A 13,165-nucleotide genomic window follows, 5' to 3' on the forward strand; every position below is an offset into this window, starting at 1 on the left:
GGGTAGGCGAGGACCCTCAACCCCAGGGAGCGCCATGCGCGCGGTGGTGCTGCAGCACGAGGAGAACGTGGACGCGGGCCTCGTGGGCCCGGCCCTGGAGGCGGCGGGCTTCAAGCTCGTCCACCGCTTCCGGGGCACGAAGCGTGAGGACGTGGACGCCGAGCTGCTGGTGGTGCTCGGCGGCTACATGGGCGTCTACGAGGCCGAGCGGCACCCCTTCCTCGGTGAGGAGGTGGCGCTGCTGGCCGAGCGGCTGGCGCTCGGGCGGCCCGCGCTGGGCATCTGCCTGGGCGCGCAGATGCTCGCGGCGGCGGCGGGCGCGGAGGTGTTCCTCGGCAAGAACGGCTTCGAGGTGGGCGTGCTCCCCGTGCGCTGGACGAAGGAGGCGCTCGCGGATCCGGTGCTCGCGGGCGTCCGGCCTCGCACGGCCGTGGCGCACTGGCACCAGGACACCTACAAGGCCGTGCCGGGCGCCACGCTGCTGGCGTCCACGGATCGCTACTCGCAGCAGGCCTTCCGGCTCGGGGACTCGTACGCGTTCCAGTTCCACCTGGAGCTCACCGCGGACGTGTTCGACCACTGGCTGGTGAAGGACGCGGAGGAGCTGACCGAACTGCACGAGAAGAACGTGGACGAACTGCGCGCCCAGATTCCGAAGCTCCGCGCGGCCGAGCCGGAGAACCGCGAGCTCATCGAGCGGCTCGCCCACCACTACGCCCGGATCGCCCGCTGAGCCGACGGTGGAATGGGTCAGTCGAGAAAGCGTCTCCACCAATGCCGCGCCTCGTCCGCGGTGAGGTGCAAGGGTGGTGGTCGCGAGGGAGGCGGTTCGAGCCACGGCTCCAAGAGCCCGGCGAGTTCGCGGTACGAGGGCAGGGTTTCTCCAGCGGCTGAAGTTCCCGCGTCGGGATGTGGGCCCAACGAGATGACGATGCGCTCCGCGTCCAGCGTCTCCACTGAGGCCCCCGCCAGGCGGAGTCGGGCACTCAGGACCTTCATCTCCCCGAGCCGAGAGAAGACGGGCGGCCCGATGAAATTGAGCCAATGGACGCCATCGATCCGATCGCCCATCCCTTCCTCCTGCCCCCAGGCTTCCCGGAGATCGATGCCGGGATGGCGCAGCGCTTCAAAGCGGAAGGCGGCATCCCGAGGGGCAAGTGGTCCCTGGAGCCGCAAGGCGAGTCCCGCGTGCCCCGAGGAGAACCGGAGAGGAGCGGCCATGTCGAGCGCCAACTGGCGCACGTGTCCAGGTCCATGCGCCTCGAGGTACTTGAGTGGCAGGGTCGCCGTGAGCAGACTCGCGAAGGGCGCCTCGGGTCGCCACGGAATGCGCGCTTTGTACTCGAGCGCGTAACCATTCTGGATGCCGACCCCTCCCGTGAAGAGGAGTCCACGCTCGAAGCGCCTCTTCTCGATGGCCTGGCGCTCCCACTCCTCGTAATCGTCCGGGAAGGTCCAACGGCGGGTCTCCAAGAGAAGACGGCGGACCCAGGTCCACCGCTCCACCGTCAAGGGACCCCCCTCGTCATGAGAGAGACTGACGTGGTGAAGGGTCTTGGGACCTTCTCCCACGGCACGCACATAACGGTCGATGGCCTGGCTCACGCCCAGGGCGATGTCGGGATGGTCGTGCGGCAGGTAGAAGGCGACACGGAAGACCTCGCGAGCGAGCAAGCGTCGACGTGGACGCGGAGCACCTCCCGGACGCAACATCCGGAGGTCGGGAACGCCGCGAAGGCGAAGACGCGGGTAGTCTCGCGGCATCACGGTCCCTGATAGGGGTCGAGACCCGCTGGTGTCACCAAGGTCACCCGGCAGCTCTTGGAGAGGTGCTTGTAGCTCTCCAGTTGAGCCACGACGCCTGGAGAATTCAGCGGATCGAGCCGGTGCCGCTCGAGGCAGGGGAACTTGAACTCGTAGACACACTGCACATTCGTGGCGTTGCGCGTGGCATGCACGACCGCATCGGGTTTGAGGGATCCACGCTCGGTCTGGGTGAGGCGGGTCCCATTGAGCGCGGGATCTCCCTTGTAGCGAGGCTCGAGAGAGAAATGGTCGCGCAGATCGTCCGGGAGGCGGGCGTTGATGCAAGCGAAGGTGGCGGCATGCTTCCGGTTGCCCAGTTCTTGCGCGAGGGTCACCGCCTGTCCCCGTTCAGTCATCCGCACGACGCGCTGGCACTCGGCGTCATTCGGGAACTTCCCATTTTTGAAGGGCGTACCGCCATCTCGTGGATAGGACGCGTTGATGTCCGCGTGAGCCTGCGCGACACACTGGGAGGACGGGCTCGAAACCGGGCGCTGCCCAACCGCACCGCTCCAGGCGGCGCTTGATCTCGACGAAGTACAACCCCCGTTCTTGTCCCACGGTCACGTCCATGGCCTTGGCGGAGTACGAGCAGTCGGTGGCGTACTCTTTCGGAAAGCTCGCCAGCAGTCGTTGAAGCGCGGCATTCGCGGCGATGATGGCCGGACCATCCAGGGTGGCGAGCGGCTTCACCTCGTCGGGCCATTTGATCTCCGCATGAGACAGCGGAATGGGAACGAGATCCTCACTCGCGTTGGATGCATTGGCAGCGAATAGCACCGCCATCATGGCGGATTGGAGTTTCATTCGGGCCTCATCAATCAGTTCACGGCCTCAGCCGAGCACGCGGCACAGCCCCAGGGCCGCCTCGACGACCTCGTGGATGGGTTGGGTGTAGCCCTCGGAGATCCACCGCAGGGCGATGTGCAGCACGCCGCCCACCACGCCCGTCCTGAGCAAGGGCTGGGTGCTCGCGCCGCCCTGGCCGTGGGGATCCATCGTGCGCGTGAGCAGCTCCCCGAACGTGCGCAGCGACGCGACCAACGCCTGGTTCACCGCCGGGCTCACCCCGGAGATCTCCACCAGGAACACCCGCGCCGACCGCGGCTGCGTGCGCAGCGCTCCGTAGTACGCGGTGAGCAGCGCCCGCGTCCGCTCCAGCGGTCCGCCTGGCACCTCGGCGACTCCCCGCGCCAGCTCCTCCAACAGCCGATCCGCCACCGTGTGGAACGTCGCGATGAGCAATTCCTCGCTGTTGGCGAACGACTCGTAGAAGTAGCGCTCGGTGAGCCCGGCCGCCTCACACACGGCCTTCACCGTCGCGTGGCGGTAGCCCTTTTCTCCGTAGACCTCGATCGCCGCTTGGAGCAATTGCTCACGCCGCTGCGCCCGGCGCGCCTCGGCCGAGGTGCCTCGGTATCGCCGCTGCTCGGCCACGGAAGGAGAGGTCATGCGCCCCTGATTGACACGAAGCGTTGTCAGATTCAAACTGACAATGAACCGTGTCACTTTCCAGGACGTACGCATGACGGTCTCCCGGATGAACCCCGAGGCTCCCGCCGACGCCTCGGCCGACAGCACGCAGACGCCCCCCGAGCACCACGATGTCCTCATCGTCGGGGCGGGCCTGTCCGGAATCGGCGCGGCCTACCACCTCCAGAAGCGGTGCCCGGGGCGCTCCTACGTCATCCTCGAGGGCCGTGAGGCCCTGGGGGGCACCTGGGACCTGTTCCGCTACCCGGGCATCCGCTCGGACTCGGACATGCACACGCTCGGCTACTCGTTCCGGCCGTGGACCGAGGCGAAGGCCATCGCCGACGGGCCGTCCATCCTGCGCTACGTGCGGGACACCGCGCGCGAGCATGGCATCGAGCGGCACGTGCGCTTCGGCCACCGCGTGCTGCGCGTGTCCTGGTGCTCGCGGCAGGCGCGCTGGACGGTCGAGGCCGAGCGGGGTCCGGACAGGACGCCCGTGCGCTTCACCTGCGGCTTCCTGCTCATGTGCAGCGGCTACTACGACTATGCCCAGGGGCACCGGCCCGAGTTCCCCCACGAGGCGGACTTCCGGGGCACCTTCGTGCACCCGCAGTTCTGGCCCGAGCACCTGGACTACGCGAACAAGCGCGTGGTGGTGATCGGCAGCGGGGCCACCGCCGTCACGCTCGTGCCGGAGCTGGCGCGCACGGCCGCGCACGTCACCATGCTGCAGCGCTCGCCCACCTATGTCGTCTCGCGTCCGGCCGAGGACCGGCTCGCCAATGCCCTGCGCCGGGTGCTGCCCGAGCGGCTCGCCTACGCGCTCACGCGCTGGAAGAACGTGCTCTCGAGCATGTTCTGGTTCCGCGTGGCGCGCGGCATGCCCCAGCGGGCCAAGGCCCACCTCATCGAGGGCGTGCGCGAGCAGCTCGGCGCGGACTACGACGTCGCGACCCACTTCACGCCCCGCTACGCGCCGTGGGATCAGCGCGTGTGCCTCGTGCCCGACGCCGACCTGTTCCAGGTCCTCAAGGAGGGCCGCGCCTCCGTCGTCACCGACGAGATCGACACCTTCACCGAGCACGGGCTCACGCTGCGCTCCGGCCAGCGGCTCGAGGCGGACATCGTGGTGACCGCCACGGGGCTGCGGGTGCAGTTCCTGAGCAACGTCGAGTTCCGCATCGACGGGGAGCGGCGCGAGCTGTCCCGGAGCCTCTGCTACAAGGGCATGATGTTCAGCGACGTGCCGAACTTCGCCTTCGTGTTCGGCTACACCAACGCGTCCTGGACGCTCAAGTCGGACCTCACCAGCGAGTACGTCTGCCGGCTGCTCAACCACATGAAGCGGCGGGGCCACGCCATCTGCACGCCCCGGCGCGACCCCGCGGTGGAGGAGCGGCCCTTCCTCGACTTCTCCTCGGGCTACGTGCAGCGGGCCGCGCACCTGCTGCCCAAGCAAGGCGCCCGGCGGCCCTGGCGGCTGCATCAGAACTACGCGTTGGATCTGCTCACACTCCGCTTTGGCGCGCTCGACGACGGCACCCTGGTGTTCTCGCGGGCGGCGTCCGACCCGGCGCGGGAGCCGTCCACGTCGGCGAGCGACGCGCCCCGGCCCCGCGCGGCTTGAATCCCTCCGCCCCCTGCCTGCCCTCCCACCCACGGGCCCACCGGGGTCCGCGCCCTCCGGGCCCGATGCCTAGCTTTCTCCGGCCAACGACGAACGATCCGGAAGGAGAGAGCCATGGGGATGCGCGGCGCGAGGAGGGCCCTGGTGCTGGGCCTGGTCGGCGTGGGGTGTGGGCTGGTGGGCTGCGACGAGCGGCGTGACGGCGAGGTCCGCGAGGACGCCCGGAAGGCGGGCAGGCAGCTAGGCGACGCGGCCCGGGACGTGGGGGAGACCACGCGGGAGGCGGTGGAAGGTTTCAAGCAGGGCATCCAGGACTCACGCGATCGGCCCGTGCGACCGGAGACGCCGCCGCCGAGCCCCCGGAGCGACGCGTCGAAGTGAGGGGTGTCGGGTGAACGCCCCCCACGCGGGCGGACCGGGGGGGTGCTGCTTTCGGACACGCGTTTTCCCACCACGCGGCTATCCTCCGAGCGCAAAGAGCCTCGGCCCCGCGTGTCCTCCATGATCGACTCCCAGCAACTGTTCGACTCCGCCCCGGCCCCCCTCATGGTGCTGGATCGCGACTTCACGTTCGTCGCCGCCAACCAGGCCTACCTCCAGGCCACCGCGCTGCGGCGGGACGAGGTCCTGGGCAAGAACGTCTTCGAGGTGCTGCCCGAGGACGAGGCCCCCGCGGAGGCCCCGGGCGCGCGGCGGCTGCGGGACTCGCTCGAGCGGGTGCGCTCCAGCCGGCTGCCGGATCTGCTCGCCCTGGCCGTCCAGCCCGTCACCCGCCGCACCGAGATGGGCCCGGTGGTCGAGAAGCGGCTGTGGACCTACTCGCACCGGCCCCTGCTGGACGCCTCGGGGGAGGTGGCCTTCATCCTCCAGCACGCCGTGGACGTGACGGCCCTGCGCGCCTCGGAGTCTCCTGGCGCGCGGCTCGAGGGGGTGTCCTCGGAGCAGATCGCGGCGTTGATTGGCCAGGCGTGGACCGTCCAGGAGCACAACCAGAAGCTGGACCACGAGCGCCTCTTCCTGCGGCAGCTGTTGGACCTGCTGCCCGGGTGCGTGGGCGTGCTGCGCGGCCCCGACTTCGTGTTCGATCTGGCCAACGCCAGCTATCTGCCCTACCTCAACTTCCGCAACGTCGTCGGCCTGCCGCTGCACAAGGCGCGCCCCGAGCTCGAGGGCAACAAGGCCGTCTACGACATGCTCGAGCGCGTGCTCTACAAGGGCGAGACGATCGTCATGCGCGGGTTCAAGGTCCCCGTGCGCAAGACGGTGGACGGGCCCCTCGAGGAGATCGTCGCCGACTTCGAGTACCGGCCCGTGCGCCTGCCGGGCGGCCCCGTGCTCGCCGTGCTCATCTACGGCCAGGACGTCACCGAGAAGACGCGCGCCGAGGCGCAGGTGCGCCACTACCAGGAGCACCTGGAGGAGCTGGTGCGCGAGCGCACGCGCGCGCTCGAGGAGAGCGAGGCCGAGCGGCGCAAGACCGAGGCCCAGCTGCGCCAGTCCCAGAAGATGGAAGCGGTGGGCAAGCTCACGGGCGGCGTGGCGCACGACTTCAACAACCTGCTCCAGGTCATCGCCGGCAACCTCCAGCTGTTGCATCGCGACGTGGCGGGCAACGAGCGCGCCCTGGCCCGCGTCCAGACGGCCACCCGCGCGGTGGAGCGCGGCGCCAAGCTCGCCTCGCAGCTCTTGTCCTTCGCGCGCCGCCAGCCCCTGCAGCCGCTCGTCGTCAACTTGAGCCGCCTGGTGCGCGGCATGGACGACATGCTGCGCCGCACCCTGGGCGAGGAGGTGGAGCTGGAGACCGTGGCCGCCGGCGGGCTGTGGAACACCGCCATCGATCCCAACCAGCTCGAGAACGTCATCATCAACCTGGCCGTCAACGCCCGCGACGCCATGAACAGCGCGGGCAAGCTGACGATCGAGGTGGGCAACACCGTGCTCGACGAGCGCTACTGCCGCCAGCACCCCGAGGTGCTGCCCGGGCACTACGTGCTGTTGGCCGTGTCGGACACCGGCGGCGGCATGTCCCCCGAGGTGCTCGAGCGCGCCTTCGAGCCGTTCTTCACCACCAAGCCCGAGGGCCGGGGCACGGGCCTGGGCCTGAGCATGGTGTACGGCTTCGTCAAGCAGAGCGGCGGCCACATCAAGATCTACAGCGAGCTGGGGCACGGCACGACCATCAAGCTCTACATGCCCCGCGCCCTGGAGGCCGAGGCCTCCGAGGCCCAGGTGCTCACCGGCCCCATCGAGGGCGGCACGGAGACCATCCTCGTGGTGGAGGACGACGCCGAGGTGCGCGCCACCGTGGTGGAGATGGTGGGGGAGCTGGGCTACCGGGTGCTCAAGGCGGTGGATGCCCAGAGCGCGCTCATCATCCTGCAGAGCGGCGTGCCCGTGGACCTGCTCTTCACCGACGTGGTGATGCCCGGCCCCGTGCGCAGCCCGGACCTCGCCCGGCAGGCGCGCGTGCTGCACCCGGACATCGAGGTGCTCTTCACCTCGGGCTACACGGAGAACGCCATCGTCCACGGCGGACGGCTGGACGCGGGCGTGCAACTGTTGAGCAAGCCCTACAGCCGCGAGGACCTGGCCCGGAAGCTGCGCCAGCTCATCAACCACCGGCAACAGAAGCTCGCGGTGCGCGCCCCGGCGCCGCGCCCCGAGCCGGTGTCCGCGCGCGCGCCCGTGCCGCCCGCGTCACGTCGGCTGCGCGTGCTGTTGGTGGAGGACGACGAGGACGTGCGCTCGTCGGCCTGCGAGTTGATGGACCTGCTGGGCCACGAGGTCCTGGCCGTCACCAGCGCCGAGGAGGCCAAGGGCGCCCTGGCCGCCAGCGGCTTCGACGTGCTGTTCACGGACGTGACGCTGCCCGGGGCCTCGGGCGTGGACCTGGCGCGCGAGGTGACGGCGCGCAAGTCCGGGCCCCGCATCATCCTCGCCTCGGGCCACGGCAACGTGGCGCTGCCCCAGGGCGAGGCCCCGCTGGAGGGCGTGGTGGTGCTGCCCAAGCCCTACTCGATGCCGCAGATCCAGCAGGCCCTGGAGCAGGCGGTGGCGCTCCCCTGAGCTAGAACGCCCGGTTCACCGCGTAGGCGGCGATCTTGTGCTCGGCCAGGTAGGTGTTCTCCCCGGGGATGCCGTCGATGGGGCCGGTGTAGCCGAAGCTCCGGCCCACCGTCTGCACGCGGGTCCAGTAGATGGAGCCCGGGACACCATCCTCCTGCGCCGAGGTGCGCGGCGTGCCCCGGTTGTTGAGCTCGCGCGCGGTGATGCGCACCCGCACCTTCTCCGTCGCCGGGCCGGTCACCCCGTCGATGGGGCCCGTGTAGCCGAAGTCCCGCTGGCCCACCGTCTGGATGCGCTTGTAGTAGATGGTGCCGGGGATGCCGTCCTGCTCGGTGGTCGTCTTGGGCAGCGACGAGCCGCCCCCACCGCCGTCGTCGACGGGCGCGCCGCCCCCGCCGGAGATGCGGCCGCCCGCGTAGTCCATGGACCAGCCCAGGTAGCGCGCGCCCGTGGCGGCCGAGTACCCGGACACGCTGTTGATGCCGATGGCGTCACCCCAGGAGGCGGACAGCTTGCGCGTGGCCATGAACACCTGGCGGCCCCCGCCGTTGAGGTCCGCGCCCACGTGGCCGTACGCGCCGATGTCCCACCAGTGGAAGGCGCCGATGAGCGCCGTGGAGGCGTTGGTCGAGACGATTTTCGAGGCCCGGTAGGCCTCGATGGCGGAGGGGCGGGCGGAGGAATCGGGCAGCTGCCCGAAGCGCCACATGAGCGAGCCGCACCACTGGTCCCACGAGCCGCCATCACGCTTGGGGTTGGCGGCGGCGTAGGCGCGCGCCCGGTCATAGATGGCCGAGTTGGCCTCGGCCGCGAGCGAGCCCGTCTCGGCGGCGTCGACGACCGGCGCCTCCTCGGGCCCGCCGCCACACGACGCCAGCAGGAGGCCCGTGGACAAGAGGGCGGTGTTCCACGTCATTCGCTTCGAGGGCATTCGGGGGTCTCCAGGGAAGGGCACCGGAGGTTATCGGCGCGAGGATTCCTGGAGTTTCTCGGAAAATGAGATCCCCCTGGCTCCCGCGCCATCCTCCGTGAATAATCAGGATTCCCCACAAAGGAGTACCCCCGTGCTGAGCAACATGTCCAAGTCCGTGTTCAATGGTCTGGCGGCCCTGACGGTCGCGATCCCGGTCCTCGCGTGGAGCAACCTCCTGCCCGTGCACAGCGTGCGCGCGCCGACCCTCTACTTCTTCAGCCACTACGAGAACGGCCAGGCCAGCAACGCCACGTTCCTGGGGGGCAGCGCGCTGGTGTCCTGGCAGGAGAACTCGCTGCAGGGGTTCGGCAACCTGCGCGCGACGCTGAGCGACGCGAAGACCGGCGCCGTCGACCAGCTCGAGCTCAAGATGGTGCGCGTCACCTCGTCCAACCTCGACACCATCAATGGCGAGTGGGATGTCTTCAAGAACGGCGAGCCCACGTGCGCCGGGTGCGTCGGCTCGCTCTACGTGTCCCCTCCGAACTACCAGGGCAACGCGTACCTCAAGGGCTACGTCCAGAACACCAAGCGCAGCTACTCGTTCGGGGGCTACCTCGATACCAAGGGCCGCGTCGACTACTGAGCCCCGGGCCCTCCCCGTGAGCGCGCGGTCGCCTACGGCTCGGACACGGGGAAGAGGGCGCGCAGCGCGGTGAGGGCCACGGGGTGGTAGATGGTGTCATGGCGCTCGTCCGGACGCGGATCGAAGTGCCACGTCACGCCCGCGGGCGGCGCGTCCTTCAAAGCCCTCACGAGGCGGTCGACGGCCGACTGCATCGCTCCGCCCTCGTCGCCGAGGCTCAGCCAGAGGCGCCGACCCTGGAAGCCCTGGGCGCGCAGGAGGGTCGTGGCCTCGTGGGACAGCGCCTCGCCCTCCCACCAGAGGCTGGGACTGATGGCGATGTAGTCGTCGAAGCTCCTGGGGGCGCGCAGGAAGGTCTCGGTCACGAACAGGCCCGCCAGGGACTCGCCGATGAGCGCCGAGTGGCCGTTGGTGCGATAGCGCGCCGTCACCCAGGGCTGGAGCTCCTCCACGAGGAAGCGCCGGTAGGCCTCGGCGCCTCCCGACGTGGGCAACAGCTCGCGGTCGCCGGGCACTTTCGAGGGCGGCGTCAGATCGTGTTTGCGATCCACGCCCTCGATCCCCACCACGATGAGCTCCTGCGTCCTGCCATTGAAGGCCACGACCTGGGCGAGCCCCGTGATGTGGTGGAAGTCCTCCGCCTCGCCCCCGTCGAGCAGATACAGCACGGGGAAGCGCCGCGAGGCGTCCGCGTAGCCCGGGGGCAGGTAGACGTTGATCCGTCGTGCGCCACCGAGGATGGAGGAGGGGAGGAGTTGGGACTGGCCGATCACGATCGGTCGAGCCGCTTCCGTGGGCAGGCCCGTTCCATGGCCGCAGGCGGCCAAGGCCAGCAGCACCCCCAGGGCCCCGAGCCAGCGTCCGAGGGCGCACGAGGGATTCGCGACAGACTCGTTCATGCACGCCAGCCTAGCCCGCTTCCCCGCGCGTCACGTATGGGATGCTCGGGCCTCCATGAGCGTCCTTTCGCGCTGCCTTCGTCATCTCGTCGTGTCCGCGCTGCTGCTGCCCGTTCCAGGCGCGGCGCAATCCCTCGTCGCCTCACCCGGAGAGGTCATCGGCCAGCTGGACGGCGTGGTGCTCGAGGGCGACCAGTACTTCCTCGACGGGTGGACGTGTCAGCAAGGCGCCGCCGCGTCCCTGAAGCTGCACGTGTACGCCGGGGCCTCGGCCTATGACACGCCCCAGGGCCAGTTCCTGTTCGAGGGCACCTCGCGCTTCCTCGCCGAGCCCGCGGTGGACGCGCTCTGTGGCGCGGGCAGTGGTGGGCGCTACCGCTTCCACGTCTCCCTTCCCGAGCAGGTGCTCGCCGCGGTGGGCGGTCAGCCCATCTACGTGCATGGGCTCCGCGTCGTCGACGGGGTGCGCAACAGCGCCCTGGTGAACTCGGGCAAGATTCGCTTCCCCCGGCCGCTCGCGAGCGCGCCGCGCGGGTGCATGGCCTCGCTCTGGGGCGACGTCGCCGAGCGCAATGCCTATCCCTCCAACAACGCCCAGGGCCACGGCCAACCCTGGGTCTACATGGCCTGGGTGTGGCGCGAGACGCCCCTGGTGGAGACCAACCACAGCGTCTCCGTGGCGCGCAGCCAGGATCTGGTCACCTGGTACAACACCTGCGGCGAGAAGCTCACGCTGCCCCTGACGACCGCCTCGCGCGCCGTCGTGGATCCCCTCCAGACGAACCAGGGCGTGCTCAACAACGTGGGCGTCGGCTTCGATGCCGAGGGGCGGCCCGTCCTGACCTACCAGAAGTACAAGGCCGTCTACTCCGAGACCCAGCGGCCCGTGTGGACCACCCAGGTCTACAACGCCCGGCTCGAGGGCTCCCAGTGGACGATCCACGAGATGACGGCGTGGAACACCCGGCACGTGCTCGTGGGGGGCGGGTCCCTGCCGCGCACGTCCACCTCGGTGTCCTACTCCGTGCCCCGGGCGACGAACACGGGCGCCGTCGTGCAGACCTTCTCCCGCGCCGATGCCGACACCACGGGCTCGCCCGCCTCGGGCAACTGGACCCTGTCGGCCGCGGGGACGGACCTCGCGGTGACGACGACACCGGGCGCGGGCATCGACTACGACACCTTCACCCGGCCGGTGCCCGCGCTGCCCGCCGAGGCCCAGGTGAAGGAGCCCCGCGAGTCGGGGTGGGTGACGCCGTTCTCCCTGCGCCTCGTCCGGCCCCGGGTCCAGAAGGAGGCCATCGTCCTGCGCGGCAACTGGGACGGGGATGGCAACCGCGCGGGCCTCTTCCTGCCCAAGACGCGCACCTTCCTCCTCCAGCGCCGGGACGGGCCCCAGCGCTTCACCTTCGGCCCGGCCTCCACGCCCTTCCTGCCGCTCGTGGGCGACTGGAACCAGGACGGCCTGTCCACCCTCGGCATCGTGGACCCCGTGACCGAGCGCTACCACCTGCGCGACATCCTGGAGGGCGGCACCGCCGACGTGTCCGGCACGGGCGGCGTCGCGGCGCTTGGCGCCACGGACGGGCCCACGGCCTGGGACTCGCAGGATCCCACCCTCACGCATTACCTGCGCTGGGAGGCCCTGCCCACCAACCGGGATCAGCCCTATGACTGCTCGGGTCGGCCGCTCAACGCGTACCAGCCCTCGGAGACGACCTGCCCGGGCAAGTTCCTCACGCGGCTCGTCGTCTGGCGCTACGACCCGGCCACCCAGGCCTGGAAGAGCAGCCCGGTGGATCAGGCCTGGGGCGGCAGCTCCGCCGCGTTCGACTTCGTGGTCTTCAAACGCCACCAGCTCGTCGCCTACTACGACGCCGAGCGGCGGGTGAAGGTCGCCATCCGCAACGGCGAGGGCGCCTGGAGCTACAAGGTGCTCGATGATCAATTCAAGGGCTGGGACAGCCACAACTATTTGAACCTGGAGGTGGACGACAACCACGACGTCCACCTGTCCGGCGACCTGCATGGCCATCCGCTCACGTACTGGCGCTCGCGCGGGCTCGTCCCGTCCACGTTCGCCCGGCAGCCCATGGTGGGTGCCCTGGAGACGCGGGCCACCTATCCGCGCTTCTACCGGAGCCCGAAGGGGGACTTCCTCTTCAAGTACCGCCAGGGCTCCAGCGGCGATGGCGAGTGGATCATCAACCGCTACGATGTCCGCGACTACCGCTGGTCGCGCCTCGTGGATCAGCCGCTGTTCGGACGGTGAGGACGCGCGCGGGCCTCAGAGCGCCGCCTCCAGGCGGGCCTTGAGGTCGCGCAGCCGCTCCCGCACGTTGCGTACCAGGATGAATCGCACCAGGGCCGTGAACGGGCGCAGCGGGGCCCTCAAGGTGAAGGCGTAGGTGAACGTGGTGGTCGTCGTGTCGGCGTCCACCGCGTCGAACCGCCAGGAGCCCGCGAAGGACGCGAACATCCAGGGCCCCCGGGTCATCTTCACCGCCGTGACGGCGGGCGGGTCGAAGGAGACGTACTCCGTCTCCATGCCCAGCCCGTACCGTGACACGCACCATGCCCGGACGCCCACGTCCACCCGCGAGGCCCCCTCCACCAGGCGGGCCTCGCGCAGGAACGTGTCCCAGACGAGCCGCTGCCCGTAGTCCTGCGTGTAGGCGAACACGCGCTCCCGGGGGCAGCGGATCTGGATGCGCTCGATGAAGCGGCTCATC

13 protein-coding genes are annotated in these 13,165 nt (G+C 69.9%); 6 read left to right on the forward strand and 7 right to left on the reverse strand.

The genetic code is table 11. The features are described 5' to 3' along the window. Positions 1-34: 34 nt before the first annotated feature. Positions 35-733, forward strand: coding sequence for a glutamine amidotransferase-related protein (locus I3V78_RS22125; RefSeq protein WP_204490442.1), 699 nt, complete (start codon positions 35-37; stop codon positions 731-733). Positions 734-750: 17 nt separating this feature from the next. Here I3V78_RS22125 and I3V78_RS22130 read toward each other — a convergent pair whose 3' ends face one another. The 4 genes from I3V78_RS22130 to I3V78_RS22145 form a co-directional block, all read right to left on the reverse strand. Further along, entirely contained in the window at positions 751-1,674 is a 924-nt protein-coding gene (locus tag I3V78_RS22130) for a type VI immunity family protein (protein WP_239576522.1), read from the reverse strand. Between the two features lie 89 nt (positions 1,675-1,763). Continuing rightward, entirely contained in the window at positions 1,764-2,141 is a 378-nt protein-coding gene (locus tag I3V78_RS22135) for a hypothetical protein (RefSeq protein ID WP_204490444.1), read from the reverse strand. 46 nt (positions 2,142-2,187) lie between these two features. Beyond that, complete coding sequence (locus tag I3V78_RS22140) at positions 2,188-2,613, reverse strand: hypothetical protein (RefSeq protein WP_204490445.1); 426 nt, start codon at positions 2,611-2,613, stop codon at positions 2,188-2,190. Between the two features lie 27 nt (positions 2,614-2,640). Beyond that, entirely contained in the window at positions 2,641-3,258 is a 618-nt protein-coding gene (locus I3V78_RS22145; protein WP_239576523.1) for a TetR/AcrR family transcriptional regulator, read from the reverse strand. A gap of 73 nt (positions 3,259-3,331) precedes the next feature. Here I3V78_RS22145 and I3V78_RS22150 point away from each other — a divergent pair, with 73 nt between their 5' ends. The 3 genes from I3V78_RS22150 (at position 3,332) to I3V78_RS22160 (ending at position 7,975) form a co-directional block, all read left to right on the forward strand. Next, positions 3,332-4,909, forward strand: a complete 1,578-nt coding sequence (locus I3V78_RS22150; RefSeq protein ID WP_275583499.1) for a flavin-containing monooxygenase — start codon at positions 3,332-3,334, stop codon at positions 4,907-4,909. 114 nt (positions 4,910-5,023) lie between these two features. Further along, complete coding sequence (locus tag I3V78_RS22155) at positions 5,024-5,290, forward strand: hypothetical protein (RefSeq protein WP_204490446.1); 267 nt, start codon at positions 5,024-5,026, stop codon at positions 5,288-5,290. A gap of 120 nt (positions 5,291-5,410) precedes the next feature. After that, entirely contained in the window at positions 5,411-7,975 is a 2,565-nt protein-coding gene (locus tag I3V78_RS22160; protein ID WP_204496752.1) for a response regulator, read from the forward strand. A 1-nt stretch (position 7,976) separates the two neighbouring features. Here the strand turns inward: I3V78_RS22160 and I3V78_RS22165 are convergent, their stop codons facing one another. Continuing rightward, positions 7,977-8,906, reverse strand: coding sequence for a hypothetical protein (locus I3V78_RS22165; protein WP_204490447.1), 930 nt, complete (start codon positions 8,904-8,906; stop codon positions 7,977-7,979). 133 nt (positions 8,907-9,039) lie between these two features. Between I3V78_RS22165 and I3V78_RS22170 the strand changes: the two genes are divergently transcribed. Next, positions 9,040-9,534, forward strand: a complete 495-nt coding sequence (locus tag I3V78_RS22170) for a hypothetical protein (RefSeq protein WP_204490448.1) — start codon at positions 9,040-9,042, stop codon at positions 9,532-9,534. Positions 9,535-9,566: 32 nt separating this feature from the next. Here I3V78_RS22170 and I3V78_RS22175 read toward each other — a convergent pair whose 3' ends face one another. Next, positions 9,567-10,433 (reverse strand): alpha/beta hydrolase, encoded by an 867-nt coding sequence (locus tag I3V78_RS22175; RefSeq protein WP_204490449.1) that lies wholly within the window; start codon positions 10,431-10,433, stop codon positions 9,567-9,569. Positions 10,434-10,488: 55 nt separating this feature from the next. On the opposite strand from I3V78_RS22175, the gene I3V78_RS22180 reads away from it, so the two are divergent. Next, positions 10,489-12,705, forward strand: coding sequence for a BNR-4 repeat-containing protein (locus tag I3V78_RS22180; RefSeq protein ID WP_204490450.1), 2,217 nt, complete (start codon positions 10,489-10,491; stop codon positions 12,703-12,705). Positions 12,706-12,720: 15 nt separating this feature from the next. Here I3V78_RS22180 and I3V78_RS22185 read toward each other — a convergent pair whose 3' ends face one another. Beyond that, positions 12,721-13,164, reverse strand: a complete 444-nt coding sequence (locus I3V78_RS22185; protein ID WP_204490451.1) for an SRPBCC family protein — start codon at positions 13,162-13,164, stop codon at positions 12,721-12,723. Position 13,165 lies beyond the last annotated feature (1 nt).

The organism is Archangium primigenium, assembly GCF_016904885.1.
GTDB classification, from domain to species: Bacteria; Myxococcota; Myxococcia; order Myxococcales; family Myxococcaceae; genus Cystobacter; species Cystobacter primigenius.

Excerpts from the sequence above, each read along its gene's own strand:
- I3V78_RS22145 (WP_239576523.1), bottom strand. The coding sequence starts at position 3,258 with ATGACCTCTCCTTCCGTGGCCGAGCAGCGGCGATACCGAGGCACCTCG.
- I3V78_RS22155 (WP_204490446.1), top strand. The coding sequence starts at position 5,024 with ATGGGGATGCGCGGCGCGAGGAGGGCCCTGGTGCTGGGCCTGGTCGGC.
- I3V78_RS22180 (WP_204490450.1), top strand. The coding sequence starts at position 10,489 with ATGAGCGTCCTTTCGCGCTGCCTTCGTCATCTCGTCGTGTCCGCGCTG.
- I3V78_RS22160 (WP_204496752.1), top strand. The coding sequence starts at position 5,411 with ATGATCGACTCCCAGCAACTGTTCGACTCCGCCCCGGCCCCCCTCATG.
- I3V78_RS22165 (WP_204490447.1), bottom strand. The coding sequence starts at position 8,906 with ATGCCCTCGAAGCGAATGACGTGGAACACCGCCCTCTTGTCCACGGGC.
- I3V78_RS22125 (WP_204490442.1), top strand. The coding sequence starts at position 35 with ATGCGCGCGGTGGTGCTGCAGCACGAGGAGAACGTGGACGCGGGCCTC.
- I3V78_RS22185 (WP_204490451.1), bottom strand. The coding sequence starts at position 13,164 with ATGAGCCGCTTCATCGAGCGCATCCAGATCCGCTGCCCCCGGGAGCGC.
- I3V78_RS22175 (WP_204490449.1), bottom strand. The coding sequence starts at position 10,433 with ATGAACGAGTCTGTCGCGAATCCCTCGTGCGCCCTCGGACGCTGGCTC.
- I3V78_RS22140 (WP_204490445.1), bottom strand. The coding sequence starts at position 2,613 with ATGAAACTCCAATCCGCCATGATGGCGGTGCTATTCGCTGCCAATGCA.
- I3V78_RS22150 (WP_275583499.1), top strand. The coding sequence starts at position 3,332 with ATGACGGTCTCCCGGATGAACCCCGAGGCTCCCGCCGACGCCTCGGCC.